This is a genomic window from Paenibacillus sp. FSL W7-1287 (assembly GCF_038004245.1).
Classification (GTDB): Bacteria; Bacillota; Bacilli; order Paenibacillales; family Paenibacillaceae; genus Pristimantibacillus; species Pristimantibacillus camelliae.
Genome location: NZ_JBBORD010000001.1, coordinates 3,004,604 through 3,024,374 on the forward strand (window position 1 = coordinate 3,004,604; position 19,771 = coordinate 3,024,374).

Below are 19,771 nucleotides of genomic sequence, written 5' to 3' on the forward strand. Positions count from 1 at the left end.
CTATTGTAAACAACTTCTATTTGCTTGAAAATAGAGAAAAGAAAGTATGGTCATCGCCATACTTTCTTTATCTAACTTAAGAGTTTTTACGTAGTTCGAACACTACTTTATGCTGCTCTTTATTAAATTCAACAACATCATCATAGCCTAGACCCTTCGCTTTATTAATCATCTCATCCTTCAATTGATTAAATTGCGCTTCGTCCTTAGCATAAATAAGCTTCCATGAGTATTCCTTAATTACCGAAGCAACCTGACCTTGCTTCTGCTTAAGGTCATCGTTCATCTCTACATAAGGCTGACCCGTGTAGATCGATTTTTGAACGGCTATTTTATCGTTATTGACAAACCATTCCACCGCAGTCGATGCTCCCATGACCGATCTCCAGTTTTCCTCTAGCTTCGTTGGATCCTTAGCAAGCGTAGATGTCCATAATGAGTAATCGTAAGGATCACCATTATCCGGATTAATCATCGTGCTCTTAAAGGTAGTGTTATTAATTTGATTACGGCCATCATCCCATACACCGCCACCGAACTCATCAGGTATTGGTGTTTTGTTAGCTGGAAATGCTTCTTCTCCAAGTGCAGTAAGAACAGGCTTTCCATCCTTAAGCTCCCAAGCCATACCCTCTGGACCATAGTTCGCTGTCATATTACCTTCAGGTGAATACAACCAATCAATGATCTCCATCACACGTTCTGGATGCTCGGCCTTCGAACCAATGGACCATACTCGATTCCCTCCGTACGGATCAAAGCCATAGGAATATGATCTTGCTTCGTTGAATGGAACGAGGTGGAAGCCCTTGCCTTCCTCCATGCGCTCAGGCGTATTATAAGCGTCATCAAACCAGGAGAACCAAGAGAATAGCAGCTGGCCATCTCTCATTTTATTAACAGCCTCATCAAAGTTTTGCGTAATCGAGTCTGGATCAACTAGACCCATTTGATTCGCATCAAAGTATAAGCGAAGACCGCGCATATAGTAGCTGTCTTCATCTAATATACCTTGAACATCTTCCGTATCTGCTGATACAAGTGTAAAGCCGCCTGGGTTAAAGCCGTCGCTTTCCTCATAGCCATGCATACCTGCCCAAGCCTTTGTGTTCATCATCATATTGCCATCCCAGTCGCTCCACATCGAGAAAGCATACGTTGGCTTATCGCTGTCGCTCCTCGGCTGAAGCTCCTGCATCGCTTTCAGTACCGGTAAATAGTCTTCCATCGTATTAATCTCTGGACGACCAAGCTGCTCGTATAGATCCCAGCGCAGATTGGGATGATAATTTAACTCTAGTGCCTCAGACGGACCATCTGACTCAGCTCCTACCTCATTGCCAATGCCATAAATGCTTGTTCCGCCGCCAAATTGTGCTTTATTCTTTTCTAGGGCCTTCGGTGCATATTGCTGCATGTTTTTTCCGTACGTATCCACGAGGCCATCCTTCGTCCAATCTAGCAGCATACCGGCAGCAATGGCATCCAAATATTTGCTGTCCGTTGCCCCGAATACGACAAGATCACCCAAATCCCCAGCAGCCATCATCGATTGGAATTTAATATCACCGCCGCCTTCAAGGTTAGATGCGATAATATTTAGCTTCACATTAAACTTTTCCTTCAGTACATGAGCGAACCAGCCTGTTTGCTCACCAGAGAAGTTCGACAGCATAGAAAAGACGTCAATCGTTATTTCTTCACGCTGAGGCTTATCTGTGTCCCCTTCCGTAGTCGTGCCTGGGTTATTAGCTGAAGCAGTTGGCTGCGGATCATTGTTTTTTGAGCTGCAGGCAGCCAGCATCGATAGCACAAGCATTGATGAAAGCAAGACAAGCCATGTTCTTCTAGTTTTTTTTCTCATACTCTATACTCCCTTCTTATTAAAACCTAATGACATTACTTGGTGTGGAAATCACCCCCCTCTATTAGAGATTGGAGCCATCGCTATGGGCTGCTGACTAGCCTTTTACTGCGCCAATCATAATGCCTTTTACAAAAAAACGTTGAAAGAACGGATAAACGAGCAAGATCGGAGTAACCACAATCATCGCTACAGTCGTTCGAATCGAGGTTGACGTTTGCAGCTTAGAAAGATCGATATTTTCCATTCCCTGTCCTGAACGAATAATTGCAGCCAGTGAATTCGATTCATTTAAGTATTTATAAAGGACAAATTGCAATGTATATAGCTTGTCGTTGGTCATCAGGAACACCGTATCCATAAACGAATTCCATTGATTAACCGCTGAAAATATCGCAATGGTTGCTACAATCGGTACAATGAGTGGAAAGACAATGCGAGTAAATAAGAGAATCGTCCCTGCTCCATCCATCTCTGCTGATTCTTCAAGCGCCTCAGGCAATGATTCCACAAACGTTTTTACAAGAATGACGTTAAATGGTGAGACGATGGCTGGTAGAATGTACGCCCAGAAATTATTTGTTAGATTCAAATTCATCATAATGATGAACCACGGAATAATACCTGCATTAAAATACATTGTTACGATGACAAAGCGGTACCAAAATACTCGCCCAGCCATCTTTTTCTTTGTAAACAAATAACCGAGAAATGCAGAGCCAATGACAGTACCAATCGTACCGAGTACGGTTCGGGCAACCGACACGAGTGCTGCATTCGATAGCCCCTTTACCTTCAACACCTCTACATAATTATTAAAATGAATACCCTTGGGATAAAACGTGACTTGACCGCTTGCACTCAACGAATTATCACTAATCGTTTGGATGAATAGGTAATAGAATGGAAATATACAGATTAGCGTAAATATGCCAAACCCAATATAATTGCATACGTTAAACAATCGGTCACTAAAGCTTTGCTTCATGCTACCTGCTCCTTTCTAGCAGCTGCTAAATAATCGATTCGCCCCGCACCCATTTGGATAGCTGATTGGCAACAAATAATAGAAAGATACTGACGAGTGACTTCAGCATGCTTACGGCCGTAGCAAACGAGAAGTTGTAGCCCACTAATCCCGTGTTGTATACGTACAGGTCCAGCACTTCAATGGTGTCCTTGTTCAAGCTGTTCTGGAATACGAAGTACTGCTCAAGACCGTTGTTAATAAAGTTTGCAATCGATAGCAGCAATAAGACGAAGAATGTGGACATGACACCTGGCAGCGTAATATGCCACATTAACCGGAATCTCCCCGCCCCATCTACCTTCGCTGCATCGTATAGCTCCTGATCAATGGAGGTAATCGCAGCAATGTAGAGAATCGCACTCCAGCCAAGCCCCTTCCACAGTGACCATAGCGTCATCTTCAGCCATATATGCTCGGACGAGGCCAAATAATTGACGGGCTGTGATTGGAGTCCCAAGCTGATCATAAGCTTATTAATAATGCCGCTGTCGACGGAAAAAAGCATGAAGGCAATGGCATACACTAATACCCAGCTAATAAAATTCGGCAGCGTCGTTAACGTTTGCACCAAGCGCTTGTACCAGTTGGTGCGAATTTCAACGAGAAATATCGCAAAGATAACTGGAAATACAGACGTCAATAAGCCAAGTGTGCTAATTACGAACGTGTTTTTCATTACACGAACAACCTCTTGCACCTGATACTCGTTGGATATAATCGAGGTAAACCATTTAAACCCTACAAATTCAGTTTCAAATAACGGAAATCCAACCCGATAATTAAAAAAGGCATACGTCCAACCGTACAACGGGAAGTAACTAAAAATGAGTACAAGCACTAAAAATGGCGCAGCATAAAGCAATAAGCGATATCGTAAGCTTATAGAAAAATTAATTCGTTTTCGTTTAGGTTCCACTACAGGATTCATCATCGGCCTCCTTCAACGTTGCACCGCATCGTAAGCGCTTACTTGTTATCGTAATTGTAGATTGTTTTCAACTTGATCAGGGAGAGAAAGCTGTTGCTTATACGTAGGAATCTGTTTGCTATCGAGCAACCATTTTCACCTATCTTCGAACCATTTTCTACCCTAGACGCACAACAGGCTAATAGCGAAGCTAATATGTGTTCGATCTAGCTATTTTTCATGCAACATCTCAAGCAAAAAATAGAGGCATTCATTAATCATTCTCATGACTAATGAATGCCTCTATTGCTTTGTGTATTTACTTCTTGTCGATAATAAGCGCTACCTGCTGCTTAACGGTATACGTATCCTTCAGATGCTCTTCCTTAAGTGCGCCAACCTTTATGAGACCTGTTATTTTACCTTGATCCGGCTTGGAAAGCATACGCCATAGCTCAGGATCAGGAAGAGCGTTATACAGTAAAGTTTCATGGTATTCCTTGCGTTCCGACTGAATGAGTCTCACTCGGTAAGCGCCTATCGTTTGTTCCGTTACTTCCTCATTATTCATCTGCTGAACAATTTGCTCCTTTAGCTCAGCAAGCTCTTGTTCGATTGACTTACTTCTCTGCTTCAATTGATAATAGCGGCTAATCAGCTTATTCATGTGATCCCTCCTCTATGGACAATCATATGAATAAACTTGGATGAACATTCCAATTGTCTACAATCCTGCTTCTGTTTTCTTCTAGCTACGACCAAGGAGCTCAAGCACCGGCTCATAGACACCATACAGTAAACCGTACAACAGCGCACCGATTACAGCTCCAATGAACGCTCCATTCACCCGAATCCGCTGCAAATCAACCTCTACCTTACTCTCGATAAATTGCACAAGTCTCTCTTCTGAGAATGTATCCAGTGTGCTGCGAACAATTTGACCAATCACTTTATGCTCCTTCTCGATCATATGCAGCATAAAGCTTTTCAGCTTTTGTTCTATCAGTTCCTTCGACAGCTCATCTGTTTTCATCCAGTTATAATATTGATGCAATAATCGTGCCAGCCATTTCTGCATCGTTGTCGCCTCTATATCCTGCGCTGCTGAAGCAGCTGGAGCAAGCTGTTCTACTAAGCCATTAACTAGCTGCTGTAGGAACGGTGCAATCGACAGCTCCTGTAGCAGCTGCTGCTTCCAAACCTCGAGTGCGTCTTCTATATCCTCTCTCTCAAGCAGTACAACTAGCTGCTTAAGCTGGCTGCGAAGCAATATTCTTAGCTCATGGTCATGATCCTTCAGCTGTGCAAGCAGCAGAAGTAAATCACGATAGATGACGTCTACTGCATCATCAAAATTAACAGCATCTGCTGCTTGAGCAAATGAAAACAGCGCCCTCGTTAACCAGCTTCCACCGTCTTTACCAAGCATTTTATCTTTTTCGGATTCTAGCAATCGTTTGATTGCTGGCTTAACATCGCTTTGTAGCACCCGCTTCTGAGCAGTATTAATGAGCAGATCAAGCAGCTGATGATCATACCCCTTCTCCATCGCGTAGGCTAGCCCTTTGCTAACATGTGGTGCGAGCTTTGTTCGACTGACAGCATCTTTAAGCTGCTTTTCTAACACAGGTACAGCCGATTCAGTCTGCACATTACGCAGCACCAACGCCAGCAGCCTACGGATCGTCTGCTCTGCTAGCTTCACATTCCATCGTTTATCCAGCCACGAGATGAGCAGCTCTGTAAAATTCAGCTTAGCAAGCTGATCCTCAATCATCTTCTTATTCAGAAGCTGCTGTTCTACGAGAAGGACAACACCGTCTACGAGCTTATCTCGATTTCGCGGAACAATGGCAGTATGAGGAATCCAGCGCATACCTAAAGGATGTCTGAATAGTGCAGATACAGCAAACCAATCTGCCAGCGCTCCGACCATACCTGCTTCTGAGATAAACAGCATCGCTTTTGTCCACCACGGTTGATCCAGCCTCCAATGCAGGATCAGCGAGATAATAAATAAGCAGGCCAATGCAATTAAGCTATAATTCGCTCGTTGTCTCATCGTCATGCCAGCAGCCCTCCAATCAATGCTTGCACAAGAAAGAGCATGACTCCGATTAATGCTCCGACAAATGTCCCGTTTAAGCGAATATATTGCAAGTCCTTTCCTGCCTTTTCTTCGACCAGTTCTATGAGCTGCTGTTCATCAAATTGCTCTAGCTTTTCACGAACAAGCTTACCAATATAGTTATGATTGCGTTCAATAAACGCTGTTAATGTAGAAATCATATAATGGTTAATTTGCTCATGCATTTCACTTTGCTCACTTAGACGAGTGAGCAGCTTGTTAATCTGCTGATCGAGCCATTGCTTAACGATCGAAGCATCTGTTGACGAATCATCCGCATCATCCAACTGTGTAATAAGCAGCTGGATGGCATCCTCGATCATCTGCGGAGTCAGAATACCTCCAAGTACTGCTTCTCCAAGCTTTCTAATCCGTTCATTCCACAGGTCTGACTGCTTCTCATCCTCTTCCCAGCTCATTACAAGCTGTTGCAGCATTTGCCGAAGCTTGCTTAGCAAGGCATGCTCTCCATTCTCAACGCCTGTCAAAGTATCGGACGCCAGTGACATAATTTTGCTTGTTAGCTCCTCTGCATTCAGACCAGCAATGCCATTTACAAATTGTCGACCTTTTTTATTGTTTTCATATGAGCGCAGCGCCGTTGCAATAAACTCATAGACAAATTGCTTCACTGCATCCTGCTGAATAAACTGCTTTAGCTGCTTAGCTAGTACGCTTGCCACTTTTCTATCATATTGCTCACGGATTAACCACGTAATGAAACCGCCGACCACTACGGTTGGACGTGTTGCATGTAAGCCTTGCTTCACTAGCCGTTTTAACGACAGGCTAATCACGGCAGGACTGCTTACCTTTAGCAAGTCACTAAGCAGCCTTGTAGCGAGCTCTTTAAGTGCACGCTCTCCCTGCTCGCTTGTCATATAAGTAATAATTGCATGAGCTGGCTTGTAGCTTTTCAGCTGCTTAATTATCATGTCGGGTGACAGCAGCTCATGCTCTACCATATCAACGAGTTCTTTAATGAGCCGCTCTCGGTTACGAGCGATAATGTTCGTGCCCATCCAATGTGGCCAACGTATCTTCAGCGGCTGACCGAATAATGCCCTTACGGCAAAGGAATCCGCAAGACCTCCTATCGTAGCGGCACTGCAAGCAGCGAATAATAGCCCACCTATAAATGCGTCCTGGAAAGGGAAGCAAATCAGCATTCCGATAAATGCAATAACAATCGATCCGTTCACTACTTTTTTTAAGCTAATTTTCATGTAGATGCTCCTAAAATGAAGTATATTATGATATTATATTATCCTTTTTTATTTGAGTCATCCACTCTAAGCTCAATAATAGAAAGAGATTACATCAACAAGGAGACAAGCATGAGTCCTTTAGTAGGTATAAAAGTAATGTTGGTTGACGATGAGGAAAGCATACTGCAATTTTTAGAGCTTGGTTTAAGCAATGAAGGAGCTACCGTGCAATGTGCTAAGAATGGGCATGAAGCTTTGCAGCTTGCAGCTGAATTTAAGCCCCATATCGTAATATTAGATGTGATGATGCCGGAGCTTAACGGTTTTGATACATGTAAGCAGCTAAAGGAAGATGGGAGTGAGCTTGCAATTATAATGCTTACGGCAAAGGAGGATGTCAGTGACCGAATTCATGGGCTTATGCTCGGTGCAGATGATTATATCGTGAAGCCTTTCAGCTTTTCTGAGCTGCTAGCGAGAATTCATGCTCGTCTACGCAATCAATTCCCAATGCTGCTAAGTGCCGTTCACTATGGATCATTTACACTAGATGATCGCCGCAAAGAAATTGTGCACGAGCAAGAGGTTCTTGAGCTGTCACCAACTGAGTATGAGCTATTAAAGCTGCTATTAACGAATCACGGTGCAGTTCTTAGTAAGACAACGATATTGGATAAGGTGTGGGGCTATGATTTTGGCGGTGAGCATAATATTGTAGAGGTTTATATTCGCTCATTAAGAGAGAAGCTTGGTGATAAGGAGCACCGCATCATTCGTACGCTGCGCGGAGCTGGTTACAGACTGGATATCGTATGAACACTCTGCGTGGTAAAATCACCGCCATCACACTAATGGTTATCGCATTATTATTTATGCTGATCGGAGTGCTTCAGTATACATTTATGAAGGATTTTCTGTACAAGAACAAAGCAGAAGCTCTCCATGCTCAAATTCGAACATGGCCACCAGACTTAATCTTTTCACACCTGAAGGAGCCAATTGGCCCAAGACCTGGACGAGCCATTATCTTTCAACCAGGCATGATCGTTAGCTACGTCGATCAGACTGGACGGCAAACACTGCTATCAGATATAGATGTAGATTCACAGCTTGCCCCTATCATATCTGCTGCACAATATGAGGAGCTATTCGAGCAATTTCGCAATCGAAATCATAAGCTATTCTATCGATTTACTGATGCGGAAGGTAATGCTCACATGGTCGTCTTTCGAGATATGAGCGGACGAGACATGCCAAGTATGCTGCTGCAGGTTAGTATCGAGCTCCAGCCACTGCAAGCTCAGCTCTATACTCAGCTTGGAATCTATATCGCTGTTGCTCTCATTGCACTTGCCGCAGGTACTGTGCTTATGCTGCTCAGCCTTAGAAAAGCGCTTCGACCACTGAATGACATGATCCGAACGGTTGAGCGCACAAACGCACAAAATCTAACTGAGCAGCTGCCTATGATGCCACAGCAGGAGCTCCAACAGCTTGCAGCTGCCTACAATGATATGCTCGCACGATTAGAGGATTCGTTCGACTCCGAACGATTAATGAACGAACGTATGCGGCAATTCATTGCGGATGCTTCACATGAGCTGCGCACACCTATAACATCCATTCATGGCTTTATTGAGGTGCTGCAGCGAGGTGCGATGCATCATCCAAAGCAGCTTGAGCTGTCTCTTAAGGCGATGGAACAGGAATCTACTCGCATGAAAGCTTTAGTTGAGAGCTTGCTCCAGCTTGCAAAGCTTGACCATACGTATCAGAGCAGCCTGATTGAAGAATTTTCACTAGTCGAGCTCGACTCCTTAGTCATAAGTATGAAGCTGCAGCTCGACATGATGGCTGGGCAACGAACGGTTCAGTTTAATTTTACCGAAAAGGACACGTATACCATACTAGGCAGTAAAAACGGATTGAAGCAAGTCATGCTTAATCTAATAAACAATGCCATACAGCATACGGCACCCTCTAATGGCTTTATTACGATTACCTTAGAGAAAAATTTAGAGCATGTCATTCTATCTATCTCTGATAACGGAGTAGGCATTGCCAAAGAGCATCAGCAGCATTTGTTCGAGCGGTTCTTTCGTGTAGATAAAGCAAGAGCTCGTACCTCTGGAGGTGCAGGTTTAGGCTTATCCATTACTAAATCTATTATCGATGCCCACCATGGGCATATTCAGGTGAGCAGTGATATTGGCAAGGGAACAACCTTCGCGATTCATTTCCCAGTAGTAACAAACGATAACAATGATTGAAATAAAACGGCACTCAAGTCATCTACTAAGACTTGAGTGCCATTATTTAAATTAGTTTTTGTTTCCACTGCTCGCTATTCTAAATTGGTCTAGCAGCTTGCCGCTTATATCAAACGCGGAATAGATGAGCTCCTCTTGTGATACATCTACGACCGCATACATCGTCTTTCCATTCTGAAAAGCAACGGCTTGATAGTCTTTTTCCTTCTTCTCTTCATTAAGCTTAGTCCCTGAAGCATTTAACGTGACATAGATGGTTCCTTTCTCCTGCTCATTTACTATCTCACCATCTACGAGAGGAAAACTACGAGAATATTGATGATTATGCCCCTGCAGCACAAGATCAACACGATATTGATCGAATAATTTGACCCAGTCCTTTCCATCCTTAAAGCGGTTGGCTCCATAACCCCCTCGGTGCATAGATACAACAACCCATTGGTATTGTGCGCGATGCTCTTCTAGTACCTGCTCAAGCCATTCTGCTTGACCCTTTATGTTCCCTTCCGTGTTCAAACTAATAAACAGCATATTGCGATACCCAGTATAATAAGTAGTATTCTGTTGCGAGCCCGTGGCACCATTGTCTGGCATACTAAACCGAACAGAAAAGCCTGCTGCATTACCATCGATCTCCTCATGATTCCCTGTCGTCGGCATAAATGGAATTAACGAAAATGCTGGAGCATAGTGATAGAACCATTTCCACTGCTGCTCACTCGTAGGATCATCCGTCAAATCTCCGCTATGAACAATAAATCCAGCCTGTGGTGCTGCTTCTATTGCTGCTTGCAGCGTTCTCCCCCATTGCTTATAATCGTTCTCCACTTTCCCCTGACTATCTGTAATATGTATGAACTGAAAACTCTCCTCAGACATATCTGCTATGTGTAATGTATACTCCTCTGAAATAAGCTGACCACCAGCTATCATTCGGTAATGATATTGTTCACCAGATTGGAATTGCTCCGAGCTTGCTGTATATGCATAGATCTGCGTTCCTTCTCGATCAGTATACGAACGTTCATCCGCCTCTATCATTATTGCTTTTTCCCACGAATCATCAATTCTTTTCAGCTGCAGTACGCTTTGTTCTATACGTTTTTGAGAAAGCCAGGTTATCGCGCGCCCAGTATCGTTTAATAGCGACACCGATACACCGTATATAGCATACTCGTCTGCTGCTACACTTGTCTGCTGTGGCTGTGAGTTCACTCGCTCCCGATTCTGGTCCTCCTGCTCTTGTTGAACTTGCTCCTGTGTAACACCTTCACTCTCTTGCTGCTGTTGATTATTATCAGGCCATTGCAGCGCAATAATGACAAGTAAAATAACCGCAACGAAGCCTATTAACCATATATGATCCTTCATCCGATATGCATTGCCTCCTTTTACACTTTACAAAATTTTAACATATTTTCAGCTTGACAAGCATTCAGCTTTTCTTCAGTTTAGCTTCAGATTTATATAAGCATTGCCTCCTACAATAAAGCTATCCACTTGATCAACATGATCAACATTCTAACAGACAAGAGAGGTGTACGAATGAACGAGACTTTAAAGTATCGCAATGAACTCAAATACTACATCAGTCCGCAGCAACGCATTCTTATCACGCAAAAACTAAAAGGTCTATTAACATTGGATCAGCATGCAAGCGAGACTGGTGAGTATCATATCCGTTCTCTTTATTTTGATGATGCGGCCAATACAGCCCTTCACGAAAAGCTTGGTGGAGTACGTGATCGTGTAAAATATCGAATTCGCATGTACAACCAACGTGATAACGTTATTCATTTCGAGAAAAAAATTAAGTTTCGAGACTACATTGCAAAGGTCAAGGAGCCCCTTACACGTGCCATGGTCGAGCAAATACTTGCAGGCAACTATGAGGTACTCATAGCTGAACATAAGCCGCTATTACGAGAGATCTACAACCTCATTCACAATAAGCTGCTTAGACCAGTCGTTATTGTAGATTATGTGCGTGAACCCTATGTATATCAATACGGTAATGTACGAATTACGTTTGATAAAGATTTACGTACGGCGCTCCATCATACGAACATTTTTGATCAGGAGCTTTGCTCCATACCCGCACTTGACGACAATAGGATCATTATGGAAATCAAATATGATGAATATATGCCTTCAGCTATCCAAGCAGCTTTACAGCTTGAAGGCTTGCATCGTACTTCAGCTTCTAAATACGTCATCTGTAGAAAATACAATAAACGCAACAACTGGGAGGATTATTAATGGATATGACAAATCAAGCAACAGTAGCTGCTGCTGCAACAGAAAATAGTAGAAGCACTAATTTTACTGATATTATAAAAAACTCTGTACTTGAGAACTTCGGTACGGATATTGCAATAAGTGAAATCATTATCTCACTTAGCCTTTCATTTTTGATTGGACTTTTTATATATTTCCTTTATCGCCGGATTTTCAGCGGTATTCTCTATTCAAAAAGCTTTAATGTCGCATTAATTGGTATGACGATGATTACAGCTACAGTCATTATCGCAATTAACTCTAATCTCGTCCTTTCGCTCGGTATGGTTGGTGCTTTGTCGATCGTCCGCTTTAGAACACCTATTAAGGACCCTACCGATCTTATCTTCCTGTTCTGGGCTGCTGTCGCTGGTATCGTCACGGGCGCTGGCTTTTATACATTAGCATTAATCGGCTCTCTTATTATCGGGTTAATTTTATTCTTCTTCATAAAAGGGAGCACTCCAGAAGCGCCTTATCTGCTCGTCGTTCATTGCGGGAATGATCAAGCAGAGCAACAGCTTGAACAGCAACTTGCCAAGGTCGTGAAAAAATTCAATGTAAAACAAAAATCTGTTACTGCTGGCAATATTGAAATAACCTTTGAGGTTCGCATGAAGGAGCAAACTGGTGCTTTTGTTAACGGAATTTCTGCAATTCCGGGCGTACAAAGTGCTGTGCTTATTAGCTATAACGGTGATTATGTTTCATAAGGAGGAATCGCAATGAAGCATTTAACCCGCATGCTTATATTTTCGTTGCTACTGCTCGCTGGACTGCTTAGCGGCTGCAGCGATACCTTAACAGAACCATCGTCACAGTCCATTGCAATGATAAGTGAAGCAACTTTAGACGAAGATATATTTCCGAAGGATCAAGTCATTGATATTAACATTACCGTTGATGAGGAGGCCTTTCAAAGCCTTTTAGACAATGCTACTTCAGAGGAGTATATCGAAGCAGCTGTTAACTACAATGGACATCTGCTTGAGCATATTGGCTTACGTACGAAAGGAAACTCTAGTTTGCGTTCTGTCGCGAGCATGAGTGATTCTGATCGCTATAGCTTTAAGCTGTCATTAGATGAGTATGTTACGCAAAGCATCGGCGGTATTACAAAAATCAACTTAAATAATGAATATAGCGATGCCAGCTATATAAGAGAATATATCGCTTACGAAATTGCTGAAGGCATAGGTATTCCTACTCCAAAATATTCCTTTGTCAACGTATACATTAATGACGAGCTGTGGGGACTGTATACAGCCGTTGAACAAATAAATACCGCGTTTATTGAGCGAGAATTTCCATCTGCATCAGGTACCTTGTATAAGTCTAACGGAGGTGATGGAGCTGATTTATCCGCGTTAGGCTCATTAGAGGTCTATACTGGCCTGGATGCGAAGCACGGTGAAGCGAATGATGCATTAGTAGAGATGACGGATCGGTTGAACAATGGCGATCCTGCTGAGCTTGATCAAGTGTTAGACGTCCAGGCTGCCTTACAATTTATCGCGTTCAATACCGTAACAGCAAATATGGACAGCTACGCAGGAAACTTTAAACACAACTATTATCTATACGAGCAAAACGGTGTATTCACGATCTTTCCTTGGGATCTCAATATGGCATTTGGCGGCTTTGGAGGTACAGGTATCCTAATTGATGAACCTACAGGCGTATCATTAAGCAGTCGGCCATTAATTGCTAAGCTTATCGCAGAAGACGCCTATCAAGAGGAGTATCATCATATCATTGAAGCTATCATAACAGATTATTTTAGTGGAGATACATTCGAAAATCGTGTACGTCAGCTTCAAGCATTAATTAGTGAATATGTTAAAAACGATCCAACTGCTTTCGTCACCTTCGAACAGTTTGAAGAAGGAATAGAATCGTTAATTAGCTTTGCAAAGACACAGGCAGAATCGATAACGAAGCAGCTCTCCGGAGAAATGGCCTCGTATGGCGATGGAACTGGTTCGGCGAGCAACGGAATGGGCGGTGGATTCGGGGGACAACGTGGCAATAGACAAATGCCAGATGGTATGCAAATGCCAAACGGCATGCAGATGCCTGACGGTATGCAAATACCTGAGGGCATGCAGATGCCTGACGGCATACAAGCACCTGACGACCTGCAAATACCTGAGGGCATGCCAATACCCGATGGTTTTCAATTGCCGGACGGAATGCAGGCCACTTCCTCTGGAGATATAAACATAAATGAAGCTGCTCAGACTACTGAAGAGCAAGAGATTGTAGGTCTAGAGATTACGATACCAAACGTTGAGGATGGGCAAAGACCGAATTTTCGTAACGGTGATCGTCAGCAAGGCGGCGGCTTTGGGGGATTTCCAGGTAATATGAATGGCCAAGCCTCGACTCAGCTCATCGATTCGGCAAAACAGCAGGAGCATTTTCAGCTTACATTAATCAGTGCTGGCTTTATGGCTATTGGTTGTTTGATCGTCATTTATTGGAGAAGAAGGAAGCTCTAGTTCCGTAACACAAAACCGCGATATGTAGTATCAATATCAATCTTTCAAGTTATCTAATCAACGATACGATACCATAAGAATCGGATAATCACGGTTGCTTCAAACTAAAAACAGGTGGAGAAATGTTCTCCACCTGTTAGCTTTTAATAGCCTATGCAGCCTATAGCTAATCTACTTAGCAACGGAATTACTTACTTCGGATGAAGCTGATTCAATTTTCTCTGGTCTGATAAGCAGCAAAATTAAAAACTGTGCAGCAGCCATTATAGCAATAACAATCGCCAACCACTTGGATTGTAGGTCACTTGCGAGCATAATAAGAATGAATATAGCAAACACGCGACCACCATTGAGAAATGCCTCCCGCATGACAACCGATTCTACCTTAAGCTGGCCCTTCAATGGAAGCCCGCTTATTAGACGATAAAAATACGAGGTCATGGAATTGACGGAAAGCGGATTACATATCGAAAATACAACCATAAATATGATGACTGACCAGAGCTTAATATCAATAAGTAACATGCATGATGCTGCAACAACACACATCGTAGCATACATAATATACTTTCTCGCTTGCTCCTTTTGTGCCTTTCGGGATATAACATAGCCAGTAGCTACCGTTATCCCTGAAAACAACACTCCGAAGTAACCTACGAGATCCTCACGCTCCAGCGCTTGAAAGAGAAGTATATTGGGCAAAAAAAGCATAATCCCTTGAAATAAGCCAAATATAAAAAAGCTATATAAACTATACAGCCAAAGCTTGTTCTTCTTCATCACAAGTCCAACATACTTCAAATAGTACTTCTTGTGATGACTAACGATTGCTTTAATTTTTGTACTAATGATTGCAGCTATGACAAACATTATAAATGCAATTAAGAAGATAATAAGGTAGCCTTCCAACCCTTCCATGCGTGCGATAATCGATCCAGCTAAGGCAGGACCCAAAAGACCAGCTGAGTTAAAGGTAACCATATTAATAGCTAGATAGCGAACACGATTGCGATCTGTTGAGACATCATATTGAAGGATCAAAAAACCTGTCCAATAGAAACCAGATGAAATGCCGTTAAGCAAGGCGAATATTATATAATAGTTCGGCACCGTTTCTCCTGCCAAAATAACGAGCAGATAGAAAACAGCACAAAGCATAATACCTAGTCGATACACGACCATTCGATCAAGCTTTTTTGCAATAAGTCCACCAATTGCAAATGCAAACGGGGTCATTCCAAAGTTCACAATGTTATAGACGGCATTAATGGTAAAGTCTTGTGTAAGTCTCCATAGATATAAGTTGAGAAACAAACCGGACATCGATGCACCAAACTGAAAGCATGCATGAATGATAAGTGAAATCATTGCTTCTCTGCCTAATCTTTGATCTGGAGGGATCGAATTTAAAGAAAAATTGCGACGTAATCTAGCGAAGTAATTCCACTGTGACAAATAGCTTCTCTCCCTTATGTAGGTTTTGACTCTCCAATCAATGAACAGTTTACCATACATAGCAAAAAAATAGACCGTTAAATGTTCAACTTACATATATAGATAATCGTTGATATCCGTCTCCATTTATCCCATTAAGAGAACAATAGCTAGATTCGAACTTTACCCTTATCGGATTCACCAGCATTACGATTCGCTTCTTGTTTGTCTAATGCCATTTCTTCGATTGATTTTACTTTTAATCTTGCAGCCCCTTTATAATCCCTTGTAGGAAGTAACGGCTCATTCGCGAGACGATGCTTTGCTTTCGCAATAGCATCCTTATATTGCGGCAGCCACTTCTCGCCTGCGACAAGCATTTCATCGACGAGCTGCCATATTTCTTTAGGGTTGCATACGGCTCCGATCAGTGGATCCATCATGAATGCTTGACGAAGCAGCTGGTCATCTCCACTCACAGCAGCCTCTACAGCAAGCCTTTGTACAGAGATACTGGCAGTACAAACGGCTGCTGGTCCAAGCGGTAAATCACCGACCATTGGCATCGATATTCCATTACGATCGACATATCCAGGAGCTTCAATAATGGCATCAGAAGGCAAGTTCGTAATAATACCTTCATTCTTCACATTAAAATGTCCACGATACACTCTACCTGTTTCAAGCGCTTCGATAATGTATGAGCCATGCTCTTCACCACGATTCTCCTCCGAAAAGATCATCGGATCATTTTTCATCCAATTCGGGAAATCAGTTTCGAACCAATTTCTCCCCTCGGTACATACGCGTAAATAGCCACCAGTTTCTCCATTGATCCACGAGCTGAGGTCAATCCAGTCGTTGATTTCCTCTTCGCGCTTGCGATACCAGGGCACATACTCACTAAGGTGCCCATTGGATTCTGTGCTGTAATAGCCGAATCGACGGAGCATATCAATTCTTACTTTTTCTGTTCTACTATAATCCGGATGCTTCTCGAACGCTTCAAGCAAATCTTTAGTTAAATCCTTACCATTGTGTTTAATCTGGATATACCATGTTTGATGATTAATTCCTGCACAAATAATATCTACATCTTTTTTCTCCAAGCCAAATACATCCGCAATTTGATGATGGCCACCTTGTACGCCATGACATAACCCAATCGTACGAACACCACCATATTGATTGCAGGCCCATGTCAGCATCGCCATAGGATTCGCATAATTAAGCAGCAATACATCCTGTCTAGCTACTTCACGTATATCGCTGCATATGCTAAGCATCTCTGCAATTCCACGTTGTCCGTACATAATACCACCTGCACATAATGTATCGCCAACGCATTGATCGATCCCGTATTTAAGCGGAATATCAATATCTGTAGAGAATGCCTCTAGTCCACCAACGCGAATCGTACATATGACGTATTTAGCATTTTGCAGCGCTTCTCTTCGATCTGTCGTTGCGGAAATCGTTATGTTTAGTCCATTTTGACCAATGTCACGCTGACAAAGGGCGCGCACCATCTCTAGGTTATTCTCATTAATATCTGTAAATGCAATCTCAATCTGTGAAAATTCCTTCACTGCGAGTAGATCTCGAAGCAATCCGCGTGTAAATCCAATGGATCCTGCTCCGATAAATGTAATCTTGAATGTCGACATATAAAAACGCCTCCTTAAAGTGATGACGCTATCATTGTAGCAGTGCATCTTAAGGAAGCGTTAACAATATTGTTACCATTTTTCATATCATGTGTCAGTTATTCTAACCTTTTCTGACTTCTTCATTGTTATAATGCTGTCTGTTGCTTTTCTCTCTATACTGCATTGGCGTTAATGATGTATGCTTCTTAAATAAATCATGAAAGTATACTCTACTGTTTACTCCGACATATTCACAAATATGTGCAACAGGGATGTCCGTCTCCCGCAGCAGCATCATCGCCTTTTCCATGCGGTAACGATTTAAGTAGCTAACGATCGTCATGCCCGTTTCTGCTCGGAATATTCGATGCAAATAATTAGGGTGTACATTGACGGACCTGGCTAAGCTCGCAACGGTAATGTCACCATCATAATGCTGATGAATATCGTTTAGTACCTCACGCACATAGTGTAGTGCACCACTTGACTGCTCTGCTGAGCAAAGAGATGCTTTGAACAGCTTGGCAACAAGGACAATGAGTTGCGTGAATAATAACTCACGCTTCAAGCTGCGGCCTGACTGCTTATTATCAAGCTCCAATACTAATGCTTTCAAAGTTGAATAAACCTCATCAATATCTCGTAAAACAAAAAATGCTCCAGCATGCTGAAGAAGATATTGTAAATCCTCATCTTCATCAGCTAGTGAAGCAATTGCTGGTAATTGATACTCAGCTGGTTGAAAGGTGAACTCGATATTTAGCATTCGACAGCCTATCTCATCTCTCACAAGCAAGCGATGTGAGACACGTCCATCGAGCAATATGAATTCACCTTTCTTTAGCCTTTTTACGATTGGCTTTAGGGACCCAGATTCGAGCAATTCAATCTCGCAGTGACCATTAATAACATACATCATTTCGATGGAGTCATGCTTATGAAAATCCATCTCATAGTTTTTCCACTGTCTATAATAGTACGCGCTAAACGTTGGGTAGCTCGTTTTCTCTAGATGATGCGCATAAAACAAATTGCCCATCTTCCCACCTACTTTTTACTTAGCTAGTACGACCATCGCTTCTAGCGCTGCATTAATTTCGCGTTCAACAGCATCACTCACTACATTAGTATGAGGATCATAATCTGCAGCCAGATCTGAATCAGCATAGCCATCCATCGCTACAATTGCCCCAGCACGTACTCCGCGCAGCGCAGCAATAACATAGAGTGCAGCGATTTCCATCTCAACACCTAAAGCACCTGCTGCTTTGTATGTTTTATGCGGAATGTCTACAACACCGTTGAAGAATACATCAAGCGTAACGGTAATCCCTTTTTTCACAATACCGCCTTGTGTCTGTGCGGCTTCATAAAGTGCTGCTACAACCTCGCTATCGCCAATAGCTGGGAAGCCATCTGGAACAAGCTGCTTCGTTAATCCATCTGTACGAATCGCGCCTGTACTTACAACTAGGCTTCCAGCCGGGTGATCGGCGGAATAAGAGCCTGCCGTACCAACTCGGATTAGCGTATGTACACCGCCCTTAATAAGCTCCTCAAAGCAAACTGCTGCTCCTGGGCAGCCAACCCCATGGCTGACTACAGCAAGCTTAACACCTTTATAGGTTCCGACAAACGTACGATACTCACGAGCATAAGCTAGCTCGCGGGCATCCTCAAGCTTATCGGCTATTTTTTTCGCTCTCCGTGGATCGCCGCAAACGATAGCAAGTCCTGGAAGCTCCTCAGATTGAACCTCTAATATAGATAAAAACATTTAATCGAACTCCTTCTTATGCCATTCATCTTCAGGCAGATCAAATCCGTCGCCTGAGAAACGCTGCTCAGCAAAAGGCTCTGCATAGTTATGGAAGCCATTCTGTTCCCAGAAGCCGGGAGCATCCTCCGTCATAAACTCAAAGCCAGTAATCCATTTGCAGCTTTTCCAAAAATATAAATGAGGTACAATTAGTCGCATCGGACCGCCATGCTTTGCTGTTAAAGGCTCACCTTCATAGCTATGTGCCAGTAAAATATTGTCACGGAGCAAATCCTCAAGTGGAATATTTGCTGTATAGTCGTTATCACCATGAACCATAACATACTTTGCCTCAGGCTTCACACCGAGTTTTGGCAGCAAATCAGAAAATTTGATGCCTGTCCAGTTTGTATCAAGCTTCGACCAGCGTGTCACACAGTGTATATCACATGTAATATCTGTCTGAGGCATATTCATTAGTTCATCAAAGCTAAATGTCAGCTCCTTCTCGACCTCACCAAAAATCTTGATGCTCCAAGTAGACATATCATACTCAGGTACATCACCTTCATGTAAAATCGGAAAGCGATCCGTTACCGTTTGGCCAGGTGGCACCCGATGTGCCAGCTCAGGCGGAACATTTACAGCTAATGGTGCCTTTACTTTTTTCAAGCGCTCAGCTTTTTTATGCATGAAAAAACCTCCTCGTCTCTGCCTATGTTCTCTGCTTACTTATTGTACCAT

The 19,771-nt window shown here is 42.8% G+C and carries 17 protein-coding genes; 5 read left to right on the forward strand and 12 right to left on the reverse strand.

All coding sequences use genetic code 11. From position 1 onward, the window contains the following. Window positions 1-76: 76 nt before the first annotated feature. The 6 genes from NSQ99_RS13685 to NSQ99_RS13710 all read right to left on the reverse strand — a co-directional run bounded on the left by NSQ99_RS13685 (window position 77) and on the right by NSQ99_RS13710 (window position 7,155). Window positions 77-1,864: an ABC transporter substrate-binding protein gene (locus NSQ99_RS13685; RefSeq protein WP_340837228.1), complete on the reverse strand. Its 1,788-nt coding sequence runs from the start codon at window positions 1,862-1,864 to the stop codon at window positions 77-79. A gap of 97 nt (window positions 1,865-1,961) precedes the next feature. Beyond that, a complete protein-coding gene (locus NSQ99_RS13690; RefSeq protein WP_251665796.1) occupies window positions 1,962-2,852 on the reverse strand; it encodes a carbohydrate ABC transporter permease in 891 nt (296 codons plus the stop codon). 25 nt (window positions 2,853-2,877) lie between these two features. Beyond that, a complete protein-coding gene (locus tag NSQ99_RS13695) occupies window positions 2,878-3,822 on the reverse strand; it encodes an ABC transporter permease (RefSeq protein ID WP_340837230.1) in 945 nt (314 codons plus the stop codon). A 298-nt stretch (window positions 3,823-4,120) separates the two neighbouring features. Beyond that, entirely contained in the window at window positions 4,121-4,468 is a 348-nt protein-coding gene (locus NSQ99_RS13700; RefSeq protein WP_251665799.1) for a hypothetical protein, read from the reverse strand. Window positions 4,469-4,549: 81 nt separating this feature from the next. Continuing rightward, window positions 4,550-5,869 carry a DUF445 domain-containing protein gene (locus tag NSQ99_RS13705; RefSeq protein ID WP_251665800.1) on the reverse strand — a complete coding sequence of 440 codons (1,320 nt, stop codon included), beginning with the start codon at window positions 5,867-5,869 and terminating at the stop codon, window positions 4,550-4,552. Next, window positions 5,866-7,155, reverse strand: coding sequence for a DUF445 domain-containing protein (locus NSQ99_RS13710; RefSeq protein WP_251665802.1), 1,290 nt, complete (start codon window positions 7,153-7,155; stop codon window positions 5,866-5,868). Before NSQ99_RS13710 ends, NSQ99_RS13705 begins: the two co-directional genes overlap by 4 nt. A 111-nt stretch (window positions 7,156-7,266) precedes the next feature. Between NSQ99_RS13710 and NSQ99_RS13715 the strand changes: the two genes are divergently transcribed. Together NSQ99_RS13715 and NSQ99_RS13720 are read left to right on the forward strand one after the other, a co-directional pair. Next, on the forward strand, window positions 7,267-7,953 hold the full coding sequence (locus tag NSQ99_RS13715) for a response regulator transcription factor (protein ID WP_251665803.1): 687 nt from the start codon (window positions 7,267-7,269) through the stop codon (window positions 7,951-7,953). Next, window positions 7,950-9,407 (forward strand): sensor histidine kinase, encoded by a 1,458-nt coding sequence (locus NSQ99_RS13720; protein ID WP_251665804.1) that lies wholly within the window; start codon window positions 7,950-7,952, stop codon window positions 9,405-9,407. The genes NSQ99_RS13715 and NSQ99_RS13720 overlap by 4 nt, the downstream gene beginning before the upstream one ends. A 51-nt stretch (window positions 9,408-9,458) precedes the next feature. Here the strand turns inward: NSQ99_RS13720 and NSQ99_RS13725 are convergent, their stop codons facing one another. Further along, the gene (locus tag NSQ99_RS13725) at window positions 9,459-10,778 is read right to left on the reverse strand and encodes a metallophosphoesterase family protein (protein ID WP_340837234.1); all 1,320 of its coding nucleotides are present in this window, start codon (window positions 10,776-10,778) and stop codon (window positions 9,459-9,461) included. A gap of 174 nt (window positions 10,779-10,952) precedes the next feature. Between NSQ99_RS13725 and NSQ99_RS13730 the strand changes: the two genes are divergently transcribed. From NSQ99_RS13730 to NSQ99_RS13740, 3 genes are read left to right on the forward strand one after another with little or no spacing between them, the layout of a single operon-like run. Further along, window positions 10,953-11,666, forward strand: coding sequence for a polyphosphate polymerase domain-containing protein (locus NSQ99_RS13730; protein ID WP_340837235.1), 714 nt, complete (start codon window positions 10,953-10,955; stop codon window positions 11,664-11,666). After that, window positions 11,666-12,397, forward strand: a complete 732-nt coding sequence (locus NSQ99_RS13735; RefSeq protein WP_445670519.1) for a DUF4956 domain-containing protein — start codon at window positions 11,666-11,668, stop codon at window positions 12,395-12,397. Before NSQ99_RS13730 ends, NSQ99_RS13735 begins: the two co-directional genes overlap by 1 nt. A gap of 12 nt (window positions 12,398-12,409) precedes the next feature. Further along, on the forward strand, window positions 12,410-14,185 hold the full coding sequence (locus tag NSQ99_RS13740; protein WP_251665807.1) for a CotH kinase family protein: 1,776 nt from the start codon (window positions 12,410-12,412) through the stop codon (window positions 14,183-14,185). 171 nt (window positions 14,186-14,356) lie between these two features. Here NSQ99_RS13740 and NSQ99_RS13745 read toward each other — a convergent pair whose 3' ends face one another. From NSQ99_RS13745 to NSQ99_RS13765, 5 genes are all read right to left on the reverse strand, one after another. Continuing rightward, on the reverse strand, window positions 14,357-15,640 hold the full coding sequence (locus NSQ99_RS13745; RefSeq protein ID WP_340837237.1) for an MFS transporter: 1,284 nt from the start codon (window positions 15,638-15,640) through the stop codon (window positions 14,357-14,359). Window positions 15,641-15,789: 149 nt separating this feature from the next. Next, complete coding sequence (locus NSQ99_RS13750; RefSeq protein ID WP_340837239.1) at window positions 15,790-17,286, reverse strand: alpha-glucosidase/alpha-galactosidase; 1,497 nt, start codon at window positions 17,284-17,286, stop codon at window positions 15,790-15,792. Window positions 17,287-17,389: 103 nt separating this feature from the next. Beyond that, window positions 17,390-18,307: an AraC family transcriptional regulator gene (locus NSQ99_RS13755; RefSeq protein WP_251665812.1), complete on the reverse strand. Its 918-nt coding sequence runs from the start codon at window positions 18,305-18,307 to the stop codon at window positions 17,390-17,392. 15 nt (window positions 18,308-18,322) lie between these two features. Next, window positions 18,323-19,045 carry a nucleoside phosphorylase gene (locus NSQ99_RS13760; RefSeq protein WP_251665813.1) on the reverse strand — a complete coding sequence of 241 codons (723 nt, stop codon included), beginning with the start codon at window positions 19,043-19,045 and terminating at the stop codon, window positions 18,323-18,325. Further along, entirely contained in the window at window positions 19,046-19,720 is a 675-nt protein-coding gene (locus NSQ99_RS13765) for a sulfite oxidase-like oxidoreductase (protein WP_251665815.1), read from the reverse strand. It lies immediately after the preceding gene. Between the last annotated feature and the right edge of the window lie 51 nt (window positions 19,721-19,771).

What these genes read in the sequence shown, in the direction of transcription:
- NSQ99_RS13695 (WP_340837230.1), bottom strand. Translation starts at nt 3,822, where the DNA reads ATGAATCCTGTAGTGGAACCTAAACGAAAACGAATTAATTTTTCTATA.
- NSQ99_RS13710 (WP_251665802.1), bottom strand. Translation starts at nt 7,155, where the DNA reads ATGAAAATTAGCTTAAAAAAAGTAGTGAACGGATCGATTGTTATTGCA.
- NSQ99_RS13720 (WP_251665804.1), top strand. Translation starts at nt 7,950, where the DNA reads ATGAACACTCTGCGTGGTAAAATCACCGCCATCACACTAATGGTTATC.
- NSQ99_RS13740 (WP_251665807.1), top strand. Translation starts at nt 12,410, where the DNA reads ATGAAGCATTTAACCCGCATGCTTATATTTTCGTTGCTACTGCTCGCT.
- NSQ99_RS13685 (WP_340837228.1), bottom strand. Translation starts at nt 1,864, where the DNA reads ATGAGAAAAAAAACTAGAAGAACATGGCTTGTCTTGCTTTCATCAATG.
- NSQ99_RS13725 (WP_340837234.1), bottom strand. Translation starts at nt 10,778, where the DNA reads ATGAAGGATCATATATGGTTAATAGGCTTCGTTGCGGTTATTTTACTT.
- NSQ99_RS13750 (WP_340837239.1), bottom strand. Translation starts at nt 17,286, where the DNA reads ATGTCGACATTCAAGATTACATTTATCGGAGCAGGATCCATTGGATTT.
- NSQ99_RS13705 (WP_251665800.1), bottom strand. Translation starts at nt 5,869, where the DNA reads ATGACGATGAGACAACGAGCGAATTATAGCTTAATTGCATTGGCCTGC.
- NSQ99_RS13755 (WP_251665812.1), bottom strand. Translation starts at nt 18,307, where the DNA reads ATGGGCAATTTGTTTTATGCGCATCATCTAGAGAAAACGAGCTACCCA.
- NSQ99_RS13700 (WP_251665799.1), bottom strand. Translation starts at nt 4,468, where the DNA reads ATGAATAAGCTGATTAGCCGCTATTATCAATTGAAGCAGAGAAGTAAG.
- NSQ99_RS13760 (WP_251665813.1), bottom strand. Translation starts at nt 19,045, where the DNA reads ATGTTTTTATCTATATTAGAGGTTCAATCTGAGGAGCTTCCAGGACTT.
- NSQ99_RS13765 (WP_251665815.1), bottom strand. Translation starts at nt 19,720, where the DNA reads ATGCATAAAAAAGCTGAGCGCTTGAAAAAAGTAAAGGCACCATTAGCT.
- NSQ99_RS13715 (WP_251665803.1), top strand. Translation starts at nt 7,267, where the DNA reads ATGAGTCCTTTAGTAGGTATAAAAGTAATGTTGGTTGACGATGAGGAA.
- NSQ99_RS13690 (WP_251665796.1), bottom strand. Translation starts at nt 2,852, where the DNA reads ATGAAGCAAAGCTTTAGTGACCGATTGTTTAACGTATGCAATTATATT.
- NSQ99_RS13730 (WP_340837235.1), top strand. Translation starts at nt 10,953, where the DNA reads ATGAACGAGACTTTAAAGTATCGCAATGAACTCAAATACTACATCAGT.
- NSQ99_RS13735 (WP_445670519.1), top strand. Translation starts at nt 11,666, where the DNA reads ATGGATATGACAAATCAAGCAACAGTAGCTGCTGCTGCAACAGAAAAT.